The 17,028-nt window shown below is 74.0% G+C and carries 16 protein-coding genes; 11 read left to right on the top strand and 5 right to left on the bottom strand.

The features are described from left to right. Positions 1–66: 66 nt before the first annotated feature. Both ACLJTM_RS28390 and ACLJTM_RS28385 read left to right on the top strand, forming a co-directional pair. A complete protein-coding gene (locus ACLJTM_RS28390; RefSeq protein ID WP_411106573.1) occupies positions 67–1,458 on the top strand; it encodes a uracil-xanthine permease family protein in 1,392 nt (463 codons plus the stop codon). A gap of 76 nt (positions 1,459–1,534) precedes the next feature. Continuing rightward, a complete protein-coding gene (locus ACLJTM_RS28385) occupies positions 1,535–2,269 on the top strand; it encodes a DUF5995 family protein (RefSeq protein WP_411106572.1) in 735 nt (244 codons plus the stop codon). Positions 2,270–2,370: 101 nt separating this feature from the next. On the opposite strand, the gene ACLJTM_RS28380 is transcribed toward ACLJTM_RS28385, so the two are convergent. The 3 genes from ACLJTM_RS28380 to ACLJTM_RS28370 form a co-directional block, all read right to left on the bottom strand. Beyond that, positions 2,371–4,068, bottom strand: coding sequence for a flavin monoamine oxidase family protein (locus ACLJTM_RS28380; protein ID WP_411106571.1), 1,698 nt, complete (start codon positions 4,066–4,068; stop codon positions 2,371–2,373). Positions 4,069–4,120: 52 nt separating this feature from the next. Then, the gene (locus ACLJTM_RS28375) at positions 4,121–4,921 is read right to left on the bottom strand and encodes a carbon-nitrogen hydrolase family protein (RefSeq protein WP_411106570.1); all 801 of its coding nucleotides are present in this window, start codon (positions 4,919–4,921) and stop codon (positions 4,121–4,123) included. Positions 4,922–5,099: 178 nt separating this feature from the next. After that, on the bottom strand, positions 5,100–5,573 hold the full coding sequence (locus ACLJTM_RS28370) for a hypothetical protein (RefSeq protein ID WP_411106569.1): 474 nt from the start codon (positions 5,571–5,573) through the stop codon (positions 5,100–5,102). 598 nt (positions 5,574–6,171) lie between these two features. On the opposite strand from ACLJTM_RS28370, the gene ACLJTM_RS28365 reads away from it, so the two are divergent. Both ACLJTM_RS28365 and ACLJTM_RS28360 read left to right on the top strand, forming a co-directional pair. Further along, positions 6,172–6,879, top strand: coding sequence for a GNAT family N-acetyltransferase (locus ACLJTM_RS28365; protein ID WP_411106568.1), 708 nt, complete (start codon positions 6,172–6,174; stop codon positions 6,877–6,879). 184 nt (positions 6,880–7,063) lie between these two features. Beyond that, positions 7,064–7,372 carry a WhiB family transcriptional regulator gene (locus ACLJTM_RS28360; protein WP_411106567.1) on the top strand — a complete coding sequence of 103 codons (309 nt, stop codon included), beginning with the start codon at positions 7,064–7,066 and terminating at the stop codon, positions 7,370–7,372. 149 nt (positions 7,373–7,521) lie between these two features. On the opposite strand, the gene ACLJTM_RS28355 is transcribed toward ACLJTM_RS28360, so the two are convergent. Continuing rightward, positions 7,522–7,977, bottom strand: coding sequence for an Lrp/AsnC family transcriptional regulator (locus tag ACLJTM_RS28355; protein ID WP_030027017.1), 456 nt, complete (start codon positions 7,975–7,977; stop codon positions 7,522–7,524). Between the two features lie 10 nt (positions 7,978–7,987). Next, positions 7,988–9,442 (bottom strand): amino acid permease, encoded by a 1,455-nt coding sequence (locus ACLJTM_RS28350; protein ID WP_411106566.1) that lies wholly within the window; start codon positions 9,440–9,442, stop codon positions 7,988–7,990. Between the two features lie 403 nt (positions 9,443–9,845). Between ACLJTM_RS28350 and ACLJTM_RS28345 the strand changes: the two genes are divergently transcribed. From ACLJTM_RS28345 to ACLJTM_RS28315, 7 genes are all read left to right on the top strand, one after another. After that, on the top strand, positions 9,846–10,859 hold the full coding sequence (locus ACLJTM_RS28345) for a GDSL-type esterase/lipase family protein (protein ID WP_411106565.1): 1,014 nt from the start codon (positions 9,846–9,848) through the stop codon (positions 10,857–10,859). A gap of 125 nt (positions 10,860–10,984) precedes the next feature. Further along, positions 10,985–11,959, top strand: coding sequence for an SCO0930 family lipoprotein (locus tag ACLJTM_RS28340; protein WP_411106564.1), 975 nt, complete (start codon positions 10,985–10,987; stop codon positions 11,957–11,959). A gap of 171 nt (positions 11,960–12,130) precedes the next feature. After that, on the top strand, positions 12,131–12,949 hold the full coding sequence (locus ACLJTM_RS28335; RefSeq protein ID WP_411106563.1) for a LytR/AlgR family response regulator transcription factor: 819 nt from the start codon (positions 12,131–12,133) through the stop codon (positions 12,947–12,949). A 171-nt stretch (positions 12,950–13,120) separates the two neighbouring features. After that, positions 13,121–13,396 carry a hypothetical protein gene (locus ACLJTM_RS28330; RefSeq protein WP_411106562.1) on the top strand — a complete coding sequence of 92 codons (276 nt, stop codon included), beginning with the start codon at positions 13,121–13,123 and terminating at the stop codon, positions 13,394–13,396. 112 nt (positions 13,397–13,508) lie between these two features. After that, entirely contained in the window at positions 13,509–15,239 is a 1,731-nt protein-coding gene (locus ACLJTM_RS28325; protein ID WP_411106561.1) for a cation acetate symporter, read from the top strand. Then, a complete protein-coding gene (locus ACLJTM_RS28320; protein ID WP_411106560.1) occupies positions 15,236–16,471 on the top strand; it encodes a histidine kinase in 1,236 nt (411 codons plus the stop codon). The genes ACLJTM_RS28325 and ACLJTM_RS28320 overlap by 4 nt, the downstream gene beginning before the upstream one ends. 114 nt (positions 16,472–16,585) lie before the next feature. After that, positions 16,586–16,993 (top strand): DUF1992 domain-containing protein, encoded by a 408-nt coding sequence (locus ACLJTM_RS28315; RefSeq protein WP_411106559.1) that lies wholly within the window; start codon positions 16,586–16,588, stop codon positions 16,991–16,993. Positions 16,994–17,028 lie beyond the last annotated feature (35 nt).

Raw genomic sequence — 17,028 nt, 5'->3', positions numbered from 1 at the left:
TGGCCGCGGCGGCACCACCCGTGCAGCGGCTGCGATGGGTGATCAGCCGGAGAAACGGAGTGGAACATGGGCCTCGGCGTGCGCTGGACCGTGCACGGAGACGGGCGGACCCCCGCTCCCGGCGCGGTGGTCCGGCCGGAGGAGCGGCTGTCGTGGCCGCGGACCGCGGGGCTGGGAGCCCAGCACGTGGTGGCCATGTTCGGCGCGAGCTTCGTCGCCCCGGTCCTGATGGGGCTGGACCCGAACCTGGCCATCATGATGTCCGGTGTCGCGACCGTGATCTTCCTCCTCGCGACCCGCGGGCGGGTCCCCTCCTACCTGGGCTGCTCCCTCTCCTTCGTGGGCGTGGCCGCGGCGATCCGGGCCTCCGGCGGCGACAGCGCCGTGGTGACCGGCGCCGTCTTCGTCGTCGGGGCGGCGCTGTTCCTGGCCGGCCTGGCCGTCCGGCGCTTCGGGGCGCGGATCATCCACGCGGCGATGCCGCCCGTGGTGACCGGCGCCGTGGTGATGCTCATCGGGTTCAACCTCGCCCCGGTGACCGCTTCGACGTACTGGCCGCAGGACCAGTGGACGGCCCTGGCGACCATGGCCTTCACCGGGTTCGCCGTGGTCTGCCTGCGAGGGTTCTGGTCACGGATCGCGATCTTCCTCGGCCTGCTGTTCGGGTACGGGCTCTCCTGGATCCTCGACCTCACCCTCGGCAGGATCCACTCGCCGGCGGGCGGGCCCGAGGCCGTGGACCACTGGAGACTGGACCTGTCCGGAGTGGCCCGGGCCGACTGGGTCGGGCTGCCCTCCTTCCACGCCCCGGCCTTCGAGTGGTCGGCGATCCTGATCGCGCTGCCGGTGGTCATCGCGCTGATCGCGGAGAACGCCGGGCACATCAAGGCCGTCGGCGAGATGACCGGCGACCCCCTCGACGACAAGCTGGGCACCGCGATCGCCGCCGACGGCGCCGCGTCGATGCTCTCCACCGCGGTCGGCGGACCGCCCAACACCACGTACTCCGAGAACATCGGCGTCATGGCCGCCACCCGCGTCTACTCCACCGCGGCCTACTGGGCCGCGGCCGCCTTCGCCCTGCTCTTCGGCCTGTGCCCCAAGTTCGGGGCGGTCGTGGCCGCCATCCCCGGCGGGGTGCTCGGCGGGATCACCGTCATCCTGTACGGCATGATCGGCCTGCTCGGCGCCCAGATCTGGATCAACGGCGGCGTGGACCTGCGCAATCCGCTGAACCTGGTACCGGCTGCGGCGGGCATCATCATCGGCATCGGCGGGGTCACGCTGCGCATCACCGACAGTTTCGAGCTCGGCGGCATCGCCCTGGGCACGATCGTGGTGATCGCGGGCTACCACGCGCTGCGCCGCCTCGCCCCCGCGCACCTCAAGCAGCAACCGCTGCTGGACGCGGGCACCTCGGCCTACGACGACGAGGGGCCGCAGGACAAGCGCGGTTGACGCGGTTTCGCCCGAACCGGGGAAGCCCACGGCCAAGTTCCCCGGATCCCCGGCGGCGCCTGCGACGCTGCCTCCCATGGAAGCGGTGCTGGCGCGGATGCGCGCCCTGGACGAGCGGCTGCCGCCGCAGGACGGCGTCGCCGTCTTCAACCGGGTGTACCTGACGGTGACCCGGACCCTGCACCGCCGGATCGAGCGGGGGGACTTCCCCGCGCCACGGACCGCCCGGACCCTCAGCGTGCGCTTCGCGGAGCGGTACCTGGCGGCCGTGGAGGCCGACCGGGCCCCGGCCTGCTGGCGCCCGCTGCTCCAGTACCGGCGCCACCCCGGCGTCCGGCCGCTGCAGTACGCCCTGGCCGGGATCAACGCGCACATCGGCCATGACCTCGCGCTGGCGGTGGTCTCCACCTGCCGGGCGCTGGACTGCGAACCGGCTTCCCTGGAGGCGGATTTCGACCGGGTCGGCGACACCCTGGTCGCGCTGGAGGAGCACATCCGCGAGGAGCTGATGCCGGGCCCCGACCTTCTGGAGATCGCCGACCCGCTGACGCACCTGCTCGGCTCGTGGAGCCTGGACCGCGCCCGCGCGGGCGCCTGGGCGTCGGCGCGGCTGCTGTGGACGCTGCGCCGCACCCCCGAACTGGCCGAGGAGTTCCGCGAGTCCCTGGACGCGAGCGTCGGCCTCGTCGGCCGCTGCCTGCTGACGCCGACGGTCCTGCCCGGCGGATACGGCACCCGGGGGCACCTCGGGCCCCCGGGGCCCCCGGCGGAACCCGTCCGGCAGACGGCCGTCGCCTGGCGGGCGGGGTAGCCGGACCGGGCCGCTGCCGGCTGGTCTCCGGCGGGCATGGGAACGGGCCGCCGCCGCGCGGTGTGCGCGGGGGCGGCCCGTGTCGGGGGGATGCCGGGAGGTCAGTCCTCCGGCAGCTCAACCGGGGCGATGTCCTCGTAGAGGTCGCCCGGGCCCGGGTTGGTGGAGTCGGTCGAACCGCCCAGGTGGTGCATGACGCCCCACACCGCGTTCAGGGCGGTCTGCACGGCGCCCTCGGCCCAGCCCGCGGTCCAGGAGATGTCGTCGCCCGCGAGGAAGATGCCGCGCTTGTCCTCGGGGAGGCGGTCCTGCATGAAGTGCGTGAACAGGCGGCGCTGGTAGCGGTAGTGGCCGGGGAGGTTGGCCTTGAAGGCGCCCATGAAGTAGGGCTCGTTCTCCCAGGACACGGTCACCGGGTTGCCGATGACGTGGCGGCGGATGTCGACCTTCGGGTAGATCTCGCCCAGCGACTTCAGCATGACCTCCATCCGCTCGTTCGCGGACAGCGGCAGCCACTTGAGGCTGTCGTCGCACCAGGTGTACGAGAGGCAGATGACGGCGGGCTTGTCCGGGCCGTTGTCCAGCAGGTAGGTGCCGCGGGTCATCCGGTCGGTCAGGGTCATCGACATGACGTCCCGGCCGGTCTCCTCGTCCTTGTCGAGCCAGAACGGCCGGTCGACGGGCACGAAGAGCTTGCTGGACTCCATGTAGTGGGTGCGCTCGATCGCCGTCCAGTGGTCGATCGGGAACAGCGTGTCGTCGCACTCGATCTTGGACAGGAGCATCCAGGACTGGGCGGTGAAGATCGCCGCGCGGTAGGTGCGGATGTCGCCCGTGGAGTCGGTGACCGTGATGCGGTTGCCCGCGGTGCGGTGCAGCCGGGTCACGGCCGGCCGCGGCGCGCCTGCGTGCAGCGAGGACAGCGAGGTGCCCTGCGCCCAGTGCAGGATCTTCTCGGGCTCGCGCTCCCACAGCCGCAGCGGGAGCTGCTGCGAGCCGCCCACGATGCCGCGGTGGTGGTCGTCGGCCTCGGTGTAGACGACGCGCAGGATTTCCAGGATCGAGTTCGGGAAGTCGGTGTCCCAGCCGCCGGTGCCGAAACCGACCTGCCCGAAGATCTCGCGCTTGCGGAAGGACTGGAAGGCCTCGGACTTGCAGAGGAACCCGTAGAAGGTCTCGTCGTCGAGCTTCTCGACGAGCTTCGCCCAGATCTCGCGGATGCGCGGGACGTCCCGCTCGCGCATCGCCGTGTTCATGTCGGAGAAGTCGGCGCCCTCGTCGAGGCACGCGTTCCACGCGGCGGCGACGTCGCGGTAGACCTGCGGGAGGTCGGCGATGGTCTCGGCGTAGTGCGTCTCGCCCTTGAGGTCCACGACCGTGGAGGGGGTGGCCTCCGCGAGCGGGTTCGGGAAGGGCTCGGTGGCCAGGCCGACGAGGTCGATGTAGTGCTGGAGGGCCGTGGAGGACGGCGGGAAGCGCATCGCGCCCATCTCCGCGGTCAGCTCCTCGGTACCGGCGCCCTCGAAGCCGACGGTGCGCAGCCGCCCGCCGATCTGGTCGGCCTCGTAGACGACGGGCTTGAGGCCCATCTTCATCAGCTCGTACGCGGAGATGATGCCGGACAGGCCGCCGCCGATCACGGCGACCTCCGTGCCGTGCTCGGTCGCCGGTATCTGGCCCAGGCCCGCCGGGTGGGCAAGGAAGTCGTCGTAGGCGTACGGGAAGTCCGGGCCGAACATGGTGATCGGCGGCTGTCCGTCGCTGTGCGGGACGGCGGTGGTGGGCACCGTGGACGTCATGGCGGTACGTCTCCTTGCGGCAGAGCAGGCGGGGCGGGGGGGAAGAGGGGTCTCAGACGAGGGAGGCGTAGAGCCCGGGGCGGCGGTCGCGCAGGTACGGATTGGTCTCGCGGGACGCTGCCAGCAGCTCGGGGTCGGCCTCGCCGAACACCAGCTCCTCGCCGCGGCCGGCCCGGGTGCGGGTGGTCCCGTCGGGACTCGCCAGGCAGCTGAGCCCGACGAACTCGAACGCGCCTTCCGGGCCGGTGCGGTTGACGTACGCGATGTACATCTGGTTCTCGAAGGCCCGTACGGGGACGAGCTGTTCGGCGACGAACTGGAAGGGGTGCATCTGCGCGGTCGGCACCAGGAGGAGGTCGGTGCCGGCGAGCGCGTGCGCCCGGACGTTCTCGGGGAACTCCACGTCGTAGCAGATCATGATGCCGACCCGGAGGCCGTTCAGGTCCGCCTGGACGACGGGGGTGTCGCCGGAGGCGAAGGCCTCCTGCTCGAAGCCGCCGAAGAGGTGGGTCTTGCGGTAGTTCGCCAGCGGGGCGCCGTCGGGGCCGATGAGCTGCGCCGCGTTGAAGACGGCGCCGTCCGCGCGCTCGGGGTAGCCGTACAGGACGGCGACGCCGTGGCGGCGGGCGATCTCGCCGACGGCCCGGGCCGACATGCCGTCGGCGGGTTCGGCGAGCGCCGCGATCTCCTCGACCTCCAGGGCGTAGCCGGTGAGGAACATCTCCGAGGTCACGAGGAGCCCGGCACCGCTCTGCGCGGCGCGCGCCGCGGCCTCGTCGAGCGCCTTGAGGTTCTCGGCGGTGTCGCCGAGCCTTCCGGAGCTCTGGAGGAGGGCAGTGCGCAGCGGCGGCATGGACGTACCTCTGTGGCAGGAGGGGCGGGGGTGTCCTCAAACGGTACGTTTGCGCGTTCGACGGAGACAAGCCGTGAGCGTTGTGCTCCGCGCATCGATCCGTTGCGTGTTCGGGGTCCGGAGCGGCGATTCGTTGCGCAGGCCGCTCGGGAGCCCCTGGCCCCTGCCCCGGGGAAGTCTACGAGGCCGCCCGGAACGCCGGATGGGCGGCGAGCAGCCGCAGGTCCTCCAGGATGTCGGGCGTGTGGTTGGACACGACCCGGCCGCTCCAGGTGTCGCAGAGTGCGGGGACGGTCAGCGGACCGTCGAAGTGGTGTCCGGCAGCCTCGTAGGCGCGGCGCAGGGCGGCGTACGCGGCCGTGTCCTCGGGGGCGCCGGCGTCGGGACCGAGGACGGTGGTGGCGACGCTGCCCTTGAGGTCGAGCAGGGCGCGGCTGGTGAGGACGCGGAAGGAGCGCGGACAGCCGGCGGAGAGGTAGAGGTGGTAGCGGTGGGGCACCGGGGAGAAGCCGGTGCCGAGGCGGCCGCGCAGGGCCGGGGCCGTGGCGGCGGCGGTGCCGGGCCGGGCGGCGCACAGGGACCGGGTGGCCTGGGCGGTACGGCCGGGCCGGCCGGTCAGGGTGGGCTGCGGGGTCTGCGTGGTCTGGGACATGGCTCTCCTCGCGGGCTGCGGATGGCGGTGCGGGCGGGCGGGCTGAGCGGGGCAGGCGGGCACGACGGGGCGGGCGGGCAGGGCATAGCGGGGCAGGTCAGGGCAGGGCACGTCGTACGGCGGCTGCTGCTCGGCGATGCGGGCCGTGGCGGGCGACGGCTCCCCGATGCGGGGGCGCCGGGGTGCGGCTCACGGGCAGGCGGGGTGCGGGGGCACGGGAACGCGCCTGCGGTCCCGTGGGGAGGCGGCCTGCTCGGCCGTGCCGTGGGGACGGGCAGACGTCAGCCGCGCGCGCCGAAGGCGCTGCACACGCGCAGGAGGTCGATGTGCAGGCGCCGGGTCAGCCACCAGCGGCGGAGGGTCTGCGCCCCCGTGCCCGCCGTCCAGGCTGTCGCCACCGGCCCCGTCCCCCGTCCGTGCTCGGCGGCCCCCGCGGTGGTTACCCTTCCCGCGGCGGGCGCTGTGCCTCGTGTCCGTCCCCCCGCAGTCTCGTGGCGGCGCCCGGGGCCGTCAAGACGGCGGTGAAGGCTTTGTGCGCCCGGATCCGCCACTGCGCCGTAGGCGGGAGGCGGCCGGACAGGAGAGGAGTGGAGCAGTCATGACGTCCGAGAACGGCGGCCCCGGCACCGGGGTGCTCGACCATCCCGCCTGGGCCGCACTGACCGGCCCGCACCGCGGCTTCGCCGTGACCGGGCCCGCGGGCCTGGCCGTCCGCTACCCCGGGGACGTCTCCCCGCTGGCGGCCCTGCACGACCCCGCGGATCCGCGGGCCTGGGCGGACCTGGCCGCGCTGGCCGAGCCCGGCGGGCTGCTGTTGGTGACGGGGCTGTCGGGGCCGCCCGAGGGATGGGAGACCGTGGTGTCCCTGCCGGGCGTCCAGCTCGACGGTCGGGACGTACGGGGGCGGGCCTCGGCGCAGGCGGTGCCGCTGGGGCCCGCCGACGTACCGGAGATGCTGGAGCTCGTCGCGCTGGCGAAGCCGGGCCCCTTCCGCGAGCGGACCGTCGAACTCGGCACCTACCTCGGGATCCGGCACGAGGGGCGGCTCGTCGCGATGGCCGGTGAGCGGATGCGGCCGGCGGGCTGGTCGGAGATCAGCGCCGTGTGCACGCACCCGGGCCATCGCGGCCGGGGACTGGGCGCCCTGCTGACGCGGGCCGTGGTCGCGGCGATCCGGGAGCGCGGCGACCAGCCGTTCCTGCACGCGGCCGCGGAGAACGCGGGCGCCGTCCGGCTGTACGAGTCGATGGGCTTCCGACTGCGCCGCCGCCCGTCCTTCTTCGGGGTGCGGCCGCCGGCCCCGTAGACGGTTCTCGCGGATCGGACCGGGCCGGTCCGGTCCGGTCCGGTCCGCAAGACGCCTCCCCCGCGCCGGGTTTCAAGACCCGGGGGGCGGTCACACGCGCCAGGGCAGGACGAAGACAAGGGCGCAGGGCGAGTAGGACGGGCCTGCCTTTGTACGACGGACGACCCCACGGGAGGGAACTGCCATGACCGACGTCTCACGCCTGCCCGGAGCCACGCACGCCTCCTGGCAGTGGCAGACGCGAGCGGCCTGCAGGCAACTGGGAACGGGCCGGTTCTTCCATCCGGCCGGCGAGCGGGGCGAGGACCGCGAGGAACGTGACGCCGCCGCGAAGCGGGTCTGTGCGGGGTGCCCGGTGCGCAGGGAGTGCCTGGAGCACGCGTTGCGGACCCAGGAGAGCTTCGGAGTCTGGGGCGGCCTGACGGAGGAGGAGCGCCGCTCGCTTCCGGCCCCGGCCGAACCGGCCCGGGCCATGGCCTCCGCCCGCCGCTGAGCTCGCCCGGCAGCCCGCGGCCGCTCTCGGCCCGGCCCGCCGCACCGCTCGGGTGCTGCCCTGCACTGCCCCGTATCGCGTCCCCGGTATCGCCCTCGCCCGTCTCGCCGCTCGCGTGGAGCCGCGCGGGGGTCCGGCAGGCGGGCGGTCTACGCCGGGGCGCCCGAGGTGAAGCGGCGCAGCAGCGGGGAGAGGACCAGCACCGACTTGGTGCGCTCCACGAAGGGCTCCCCCGCGATCCGTTCCAGGACGCGCTCGAAGTGGCGCATGTCGGAGGCGAAGATCTGGACGAGGGCGTCCGCGTCGCCGGTGACGGTCGACGCGGACACCACCTCGGGGTACCGCTCCAGGCCTCGCCGGATGTCGTCCGGCGAGGTGTTGTGGCGGCAGTAGATCTCGATGAAGCCCTCGGTCTCCCAGCCCATCGCGGCGGGGTCCACACGGACCGTGAAGCCGGTGATGGCGCCTTCGGCCCGCAGCCGGTCCACGCGGCGTTTGACGGCGGGGGCGGAGAGTCCGACCTCGGAGCCGATGTCCGCGTAGGAACGGCGGGCGTCCTCGGCGAGGGCGTGCACGATGCGTTCGTCGAGATCGTTCAGTCGCACTGCGGGTGGATCACTTCTCTGCCGTGGCCAGTCGGGAGCGGCGGATGCCGTACAGGAAGTAGACCACGAGGCCTGCGGCCATCCAGCCACCGAAGACGATCCAGGTGGCGGTGTCCAGGCTGAACATCATGTAGCCGCAGGCGAGCAGGCCCAGGATGGGCGTGACCGGGAAGAGGGCGACCTTGAAGGTGCGCGGCATGTCCGGGCGGGTGCGGCGCAGGATGACGACGGCGACGTTGACGAGGCCGAAGGCGAAGAGGGTGCCGATGCTGGTGGCGTCGGCGAGCTTGCCCAGCGGGATGAAGGCCGCGAGGACTCCGCAGAAGAGGGAGACGAGCACCACGTTGGCGCGGGGGGCGCCGGTCTTCGGGTGGACCTTGGCGAAGACCTTGGGGACGAGGCCGTCGCGGGACATGGCGAACAGGATGCGGGTCTGGCCGTAGAGGACGGCGAAGACCACCGAGGCGATGGCGACGACGGCGCCGGCGGCGAGGACGACGCCCCAGAAGGAGTGGCCGGAGACGTCGGTCATGATCTGGGCGAGCGCGGCCTCGGTGCCCTCGAAGTCCTGCCAGGGCATCGCACCGACGGCGACGAAGGCGACGAGGACGTAGAGCACGGTGACGATCAGCAGCGAGAGCATGATCGCGCGCGGCAGGTCGCGCTTGGGGTTCTGGGCTTCCTCACCGGCGGTGGAGGCGGCGTCGAAGCCGATGTAGGAGAAGAAGAGGGTGGCCGCGCCGGCGCTGATGCCGGTGATGCCGAGGGGGGCGAGGGGGGCGTAGTTGCCGGCCTTGATGCCCATGAAGCCGATGCCGATGAAGAGCAGCAGGGTGACGATCTTCACGGCGACCATGGCCGAGTTGATCCGGGCGCTCTCCTTGGCGCCGCGCATCAGGAAGACCATGGCGAGCAGCACGACAACCAGGGCGGGCAGGTTGATGAAGCCGCCGTCGCCGGCCGGGTGCGAGACCGCGTCGGGGATGGTGATGCCGAGGGTGCCGTCGAGGAGTTCGTTGAGGTACTCGCCCCAGCCGACGGCGACCGCCGCGACGGAGACGCCGTACTCCAGGACCAGGCACCAGCCGCAGATCCAGGCGATGAGCTCGCCCATGGTGGCGTACGCGTACGAGTACGAGGACCCGGAGACGGGGACGGACCCGGCCAGCTCCGCGTAGGACAGGGCGGAGAAGAGGGCGGTCAGGCCCGCGATGACGAAGGAGATCGTCACGGCGGGGCCGGCCTTGGGGGCGGCCGTGCCGAGGACGACGAAGATGCCGGTGCCCAGGGTCGCGCCGATGCTGATCATGGTCAGCTGCCACATGGTGAGCGAGCGGCGCAGCGAGCCGCCCTCGCCCTGGCCGCCCTCGGCCACCATCTGCTCGACCGGCTTGCGGCGGAGCAGCGGGTGGGCGGGCCGGCGGGGCTCGCCGGTGACGGGTGGCGCCTGGCCGTGGTCGAGCACGAGGGGACTCCTTCTTCACTGCGGATGGGGACTGTCAGGCGTCGACCGCAGCGGTCCGGAGCAGGAGCAGGCAGGCGGGAGCCTGCCTGGACACGGGGGACCGCCGAGCAGGCGATCCGCGCCACTCCACGTACAGCGAGTGAGCCTACGAGCTGAGTGATACCGCCCGTAATGCACCATCCTTGCACATTGCCGCACGATCGTTGCGCGGATCTGTCCCAGATGGTCCTTTGTTGCGCGCGGATGATCGATCACTGCGTGAGCGACCCGGAGCACCGTTGTTGACACCTCGTCAGATCTGTCGGAACGTGCCGTACGAGCAGGTGGAACGGGCCCCCACGGGGTACGAGGTCCACGAGGGGGCGCCGCACCGTCGGGCGCAGCCGACGAGCGGAGGCGAAGAGTGAGACGACCGAGCCCTGACGAGCCCTGGCTGGACCCGGGACCGTTCCTGCGGGGTGTGGCATGGCTGGACGAGGGACGTCCCGTCCGGGCCGACCCGGCCGACACCATGCGGCTGCCCTGGGACACCGGCGAGCGCGCCACCCTGCCCATCGGGGTGCGGCTGGAGTTCACCACCGATGCGGCGGAGGCGGTGGAGATCCGCTACCGCGGGGCCGTGCCCGGCCCCACCGACGCCCTGCGCGACCTGGCGCACGGATTCGCCCTGTGGGACCGGCACGGGATGGTCGAGGAGGTGTTCACCGAACCGGCCGCGGAGTCCGTCGTACGCATCGCACTGGGCGGCGGCCGCGGCCCCTTCACCGTCTACCCGCCGGAGACCCAGTCCCCGGTCGTCCTCGGCCTGCGCGGGATCGGCGGGACCCTCTCCCCCGCCCCGCCCGCCCCGCGCTGGGTGGTGCACGGCGATTCCATCACCGAGGGCTGGTGGTCCACCCGTCCGGCACACGGCTGGCCCGCGGTCACCGGGCGCGCGCTGGGCTGGGACACCGTGAACCTCGGCTATGCGGGCGCCGCCCGCGGGGAACTGGCCACCGCCGAACAGCTCGCGGGCCTGCCCGCCGATGCCCTGACCCTGGCCTTCGGCACCAACTGCTGGTCCCGGGTGCCCTATTCGGCACCACTGCTGTACGAAACCACCCGCGCCTTCCTCGAACTCGTCCGGCAGGGACACCCGAGGACCCCGCTGCTGCTCCTCTCCCCCGTCCTGCGGCCCGACGCCGAGCGCACCCCCAACCGGCTCGGCGCCACCCTCGGGGCCCTGCGCGACGCGATGGAGCGTGCCGCCCGGGACCGCATCGCCGCCGGGGACGAGCGCCTCGCCGTGCTCCCGGGCCGCGATCTGCTGGGTCCCGAACACCTGGCGGACGGCCTGCATCCGAACGACGCCGGACACCAGGTGCTCGGCCTCGCTGTGGCCACGGCCCTGCGGCGGGCCGGGTTCGGCACGGGGTGAGTGAAAGAGCCCACACCGGATTCTCCGGATCTCCCTGAACGCATTCCGCCCACCGGGGCGTGTCCTGGGCACAGATGCCGCCGCCCGGCGACGGCGAGGAAGACACCACCCGTGGGAGAGATCAGATGGGCATGAAGCGCGGAACCACCCTTGCCGCGGTCGCGATGGCGGTCGCCCTGGCGGCGACCGCCTGCGGCCCGGCGCAGGACAAGGCGGCCGGCACGGCCCAGCCGGCCGGGGCCGCCTCCTCCCAGGGCTACGACGCGCCCTCCGACACGGCCGCGGCAGCGGCTGCGGCGCCCGCCGGCCCGCTCGCCGTCGCCGCCGACGGGAAGCTCGGACCGATCCTGACCGACAGCGCCGGGCTCACGCTGTACCGCTTCGACAAGGACACCGCCCAGCCTCCGAAGTCGGCCTGCGAGGGGGACTGCGCGAAGACCTGGCCGGTGGTGCCCGCGGGCGACGCGACGGCCGCCGAGGGCACGGACCCGGCGCTGCTGGGCGAGGTCGTGCGCGGCGACGGCTCCCGGCAGCTCACCGTGGCCGGCTGGCCGGTGTACCGGTTCAGCAAGGACACCAAGGCGGGCGAGACCAACGGCCAGGGTGTCGGCGGCACCTGGTTCGCCTTCGCGCCCGACGGCAAGAAGGCGGCCAAGGCCGCCGCGGACGCCCCCGCGGCTCCCGCGGCCCCCGCGGCCCCCGGCGGGGCCGCTCCCGGCGGGGCCGCCCAGGCGGGCGGGGGCGCGGCGCTGTCCGTGGCGAAGGACCCGAAGCTGGGCGAGCACATCGTCGACGGCAAGGGCATGACGGTGTACCGGTTCAAGCCGGACACCGCGTGGCCGATGGTGTCCAAGTGCACCGGCGACTGCCTGGCGAAGTGGCCGGCCGTGCCGCCCGTGGACAAGGCCGACGCCCGGGGGATCACCGAGCGGAACTACCTGGTGCTGGACCGGCCCGACGGAGACAGGCAGCAGACCGTGGACTGCTGGCCGGTGTACACCTTCACGGGCGACAAGAAGCCGGGCGACGTCAACGGCCAGGGCGTCGGCGGCACCTGGTACGCGGTCTCCCCCGACGGCAAGCTGATCACCGCCCCGTAGCCGCCCCCGGCCCCCACCCGTGGCCACCCCCTCCCCCCACGCATCCCGGACCGCGCGGCCCCCGTCATCCCCCCACGGGGGCCGCGCACCGTGCCGCCCGGGCCCGGGCGGCACGTTCCCGGGCGGCGGCGCCCGGCACACCCTTCCGGTCGCCGCACTAGACTCGGCTGCATGCTGCGCGTGCTGGCCGTCGACGACGAGGAGCCGCTCCTTGAGGAGCTTCTCTACCTGCTGCGCTCCGACCCACGGGTGCACAGCGCCGAGGGCGCCTCGGACGCGACCGGCGCCCTGCGCCGCATCACCCGGGCGCTGGAGACCGGCCCGGACGGCGCCGACGGCATCGACGTGGTCTTCCTCGACATCCACATGGCCGGGCTGACCGGCCTGGACATCGCCCGGCTGCTGGCCGGCTTCGCACGGCCGCCGCTGATCGTGTTCGTCACCGCCCATGAGGGCTTCGCGGTGCAGGCCTTCGACCTCAAGGCCGTGGACTACGTCCTCAAACCCGTACGCCCGGAGCGGCTGGCCGAGGCGGTACGGCGGGCCTGCGCCCTGCTGGACCGCCCCGCGGAGGGTGCGCCCGCCGCCGGGGAGGCCGGGGCCGCCGTGCCGGCGGCCCGCCGGCCCGCCGCCGAGGGCGGCGCCGCCGACCGCGCCCCGGACCAGATCGCCGTCGAACTGGGCGGCGTGACCCGGTTCGTGGCGATCGCCGACATCGCCTACGTCGAGGCGCAGGGGGACTACGCCCGGCTCCACACCGACGAGGGCAGCCACCTGGTGCGGATACCGCTGTCCACGCTGGAGGAGCGCTGGGCGGCCCGCGGGTTCGTCCGGATCCACCGGCGCCACCTCGTCGCCCTGGGCCGCATCGACGAGCTCCGGCTCGACGCCGGCACCACCACCGTCCGCGTGGGCTCCGCCGAACTCCAGGTCAGCCGCCGGCACGCACGCGAGCTGCGGGACCTGCTGATGCGTCAGGCCACCGGCTGAGGGGCGCCGTCCGGGCCGCGGCCGACCGTCCGGCGTGCCGGCCCGGCCGTTCGTCGCTCCGGGAAGGGCGTACGGCGATCCGCCGGGCCTTTCGGCCGCACGGGCGGGCCGGGCGGCCCGCCGCCCACACGCCCCCGCCTATCGTGGATCTTCCGGCGCGGGAGGAGCGTGATGTCCGAGATCCAGGCGCTGCTCGACACCCTGACCGGACTGCCCCGCACCCGGCCGGCCGGCCCCGCCGAGGCGGAAGCGCTGGTGGCAGCGCTGCGCAGCGCTGCCGCCCGCTGGGCCGACGTGCTGTACGAGGCCGGCGAGGGGACCCGCCGGCAGGTGCCGCCCCGGGCCGAGGCCGCGCTGACGCTGGCCTTCCGCCGCGCGGAGGAGTCCTACGTGGAGCTGGAGATCGCCCTGCGCGACTGCGCGGAGCACCGCGACCCGGCGCTCTGAGCCGGCCCGTGCCCGCCCGCCCGCGGCGCCCGGCCGGATCGCCCCTGTCGCCCGGTGCGGGGCGTGCATAGACTCCGGTCACCCCGCCCCGCACCTGCTGAAGGACCGATCGGTGAACCAGACGTACGCGCTGACCGCGGTCACCGTGGTCGTGCTGGTCACGGTCCTGGTCGGGGCGCTCGGACTGCGGATATCCCGGACCACCTCCGACTTCTACGTCGCCTCGCGGACCGTCGGCCCGCGGCTGAACGCGGCGGCCATCAGCGGGGAGTACCTCTCGGCGGCCTCCTTCCTCGGCGTCGCGGGGCTGGTGCTGCTGCAAGGGCCCGAGATGCTCTGGTACCCGGTGGGCTACACCGCGGGCTACCTGGTGCTCCTCGTCCTCGTGGCGGCTCCGCTGCGCCGCTCGGGGGCGTACACGCTGCCCGACTTCGCCGAGGGCCGCCTGGAGTCGCAGGCCGTGCGGCGGATGGCGGTCCTGTTCGTGGTCGGGGTCGGCTGGCTGTACCTGCTGCCGCAGTTGCAGGGCGCGGGCCTGACCCTGGAGATCCTGACGGGCGCCCCGCACTGGGTCGGCGGGGTGGTCGTCGCCTCCGTCGTCAGTGCGGCCGTGGCCGCGGGCGGGATGCGCAGCATCACCTTCGTGCAGGCCTTCCAGTACTGGCTGAAGCTGGCCGCGCTGCTGGTCCCGGCCTTCTTCCTGCTTGCCGCCTGGGCGGGGGACGGCGCGCCGCGCGCCACCTTCGACGCCCCCGCGGTCTTCCGCGAGCACACCGCCGTCACCCTCGCCGAGGACGTGCGCCTGTCGGTGGCGGAGCCGCTCGCACTGACGGTCACCGGGCAGGTGGACGGGCGGGCCCACCAGGCCGCTCCGCTGACCCTCGCCGCCGGTCAGCACTCCGTACGGGCCGGAACCCGGATGGAGTTCGACCCGGGCACGCCCGTGCCGCAGAGCAGGGCCGAGGCGGGCGCCGCCGTGTCCAGCTGGTCCTCGCCGCTGTCGGGGAGCCACCGGGAGCACCGGCTGTACGCGACGTACGGGCTGATCCTCGCCACGTTCCTCGGCACCATGGGCCTGCCCCACGTCGCGGTGCGCTTCTACACCAGCCCGAACGGGCGGGCCGCGCGGCGCACCACCCTGGTGGTGCTCGGGCTGGTCGGGGTCTTCTACCTGCTTCCCCCGCTGTACGGGGCGCTGGGCCGGATCTACGCACCCGAGCTCTCCCTCACCGAGGACGCGGACGCGGCGGTGCTGGTGCTGCCCGAGCGGATGATCGGCGGGCTGCTCGGGGAGCTGCTGGGGGCCCTGCTGGCGGGGGGCGCCTTCGCCGCGTTCCTGTCGACGGCCTCGGGGCTGACCATGGCGGTGGCGGGGGTGCTCCACCAGGACGTGCTGCGGGCCCGCGGGGTGCGCAGCTTCCGGCTCGCGGTGCTGGTGGCGGTCCTCGTCCCGCTGGCCGGGAGCGTGGCGGCCCGCGATGTGCCGGTCGCGGACGCGGTGGGGCTGGCCTTCGCCGTGTCGGCCTCGTCGTTCTGCCCGCTGCTGGTGCTGGGCATCTGGTGGCGGGGGCTGACTCCGCCGGGTGCGGTGGCCGGGCTGGTGGCCGGCGGCGGGGCGGCGCTGAGCGCCGTCCTGGCGACGCGGGCGGGGCTGGCGCCCGCGGGCTGGGTGAACACCCTGCTGGCCTGGCCCGCCGCGTGGTCGGTGCCGCTGGGCTTCCTCACGATGGTCCTGGTGTCGCTGGCCACCCGGTCGCGGATTCCGGCCGGGACGGCGGCGACGCTGGCCCGGCTGCACCTGCCGGAGGACGTGGCCGTGGACCGCGGGGCGGGGGCCCGGTGAGCGGGGCCCTGCTCGCCCTGGCGGCGGTGGCCGGCGCGGCGTTGCTGCTGGGCGCCGGGTGGGCGGCGGGCCGCCGGCACGCCCGGCGCGGTGAGCGGGCGGCCGGGCTGGACCTGGGCACCCCGGTGGAGCGGGCCACCTTCCACACCCTGCACACCGCCTCGCTGGCCGCTCCCCCGCTGCGGGCCGGGCTGACCGAGGACGCCGCGCGCAAGGCGGCGAAGCGGCTGCGGTCGCTGCTGGGCACGGACGCGCTGTGTCTCACCGACCGGGAGTCGGTGCTGGCGTGGGACGGCCCCGGCGCCGACCACCACGAGCGGCGGGCCATGGTGCGGGTGTCGATGATGCTGGAGTCGGGGCGCAGCGCGAGCGTGCGCACGGACTGCCAGCGGCCCGAGTGTCCGCTGAAGTGGGCGGTGGTGGCCCCGCTCACCGGGGAGGACGGGGTGCTGGGTGCGCTGGTGGCGTACGGGTCGCGGGAGTCGGCGGTCCTCGTGCGGGCGGCGACCGAGGTCGCGCGGTGGGTGTCCGTGCAGCTGGAGCTGTCGGAGCTGGACCGGTCGCGGACCCGGCTGATGGAGGCGGAGATCAAGGCGCTGCGTGCGCAGATCTCCCCGCACTTCATCTTCAACTCCCTCGCGGCGATCGCCTCGTTCGTCCGGACGGACCCGGAGCGGGCCCGGGACCTGCTGCTGGAGTTCGCGGACTTCACCCGGTACTCGTTCCGCAGGCACGGCGAGTTCACCACGCTGGCCGAGGAGTTGCGCTCCATCGAGCAGTACCTGGCGCTGGCCGGGGCCCGGTTCGGGGAGCGGCTGAAGGTGACCCTGCAGGTGGCGCCGGAGGTGCTTCCGGTGGCGCTGCCCTTCCTGTGCCTGCAGCCGCTGGTGGAGAACGCCGTCAAGCACGGGCTGGAGGACTCCACCGCCGTGTGCCGGATCATCATCTCGGCGCAGGACGCCGGCGCGGAGGCGGTGATCACCGTGGAGGACAACGGGGTGGGGATGGATCCGGCCGTGCTGCGCCGGATCCTGGCCGGGGAGCGCGGCGGGTCCTCCTCCGGCATCGGGCTGCCGAACGTCGACGACCGGGTCCGGCAGGTGTACGGGGACGACTACGGGCTGGTGATCGAGACGGGGCTCGGCGCCGGTATGAAGGTGACCGTGCGGATCCCCAAGTTCCGGGCGGGCGTGCACAGCGCGCCCCCGCCGCCCCCGCTTCCCGGTCCCTGACCGGGGCGTCCGGGCACTGCGGGCGGTCACTGCAGGCATCCGGGCACTGCGGGCGTGCGCCGTGCGTTGACCGGGTGGAGAACCGGCCTTCCACGAGCCAAGGGAAGTGGTCACGTGACGGAGCGCAAACCCCCCGGGATCAGCTTCGAGTCCTGGACGGACCGGCAGATCCGCGAGGCCGAGCAGCGGGGGGCCTTCGCCGAGCTGCCCGGTTTCGGCAAGCCGCTGTCGGAGCTGGACCAGCCGTACGACGAGCTGTGGTGGATCCGCAGGAAGATGGCCTCCGAGAACATGACCGCGATGCTCCCGCCGGCCCTGGCCCTGCGCAAGGAGGCCGAGGACGCGCTGGCCGCGGTGGCCGCGGCGCCGTCGGAGCGGGCCGTACGGGCTCTGCTGGAGCCGGTCGACGAGAAGATCGCCGCGGCGCTGCTCCGGCCGCCGCCGGGGCCGCCGCTGGGTCGCGGGCGCATCGACGTGGAGGAGGCCGTACGGCAGTGGCGCGAGGCCCGCGGCGCGGCCTGAGCGGATGCACCCGTGGCCCCGGTCGTCCGCGGGGG

This window comes from Streptomyces sp. cmx-4-9, from assembly GCF_046548835.1.
Lineage (GTDB): Bacteria > Actinomycetota > Actinomycetes > Streptomycetales > Streptomycetaceae > Streptomyces.
The sequence above is the reverse complement of the archived record's forward strand: the minus strand, read 5'-3'. Positions and strand labels throughout refer to the sequence as shown.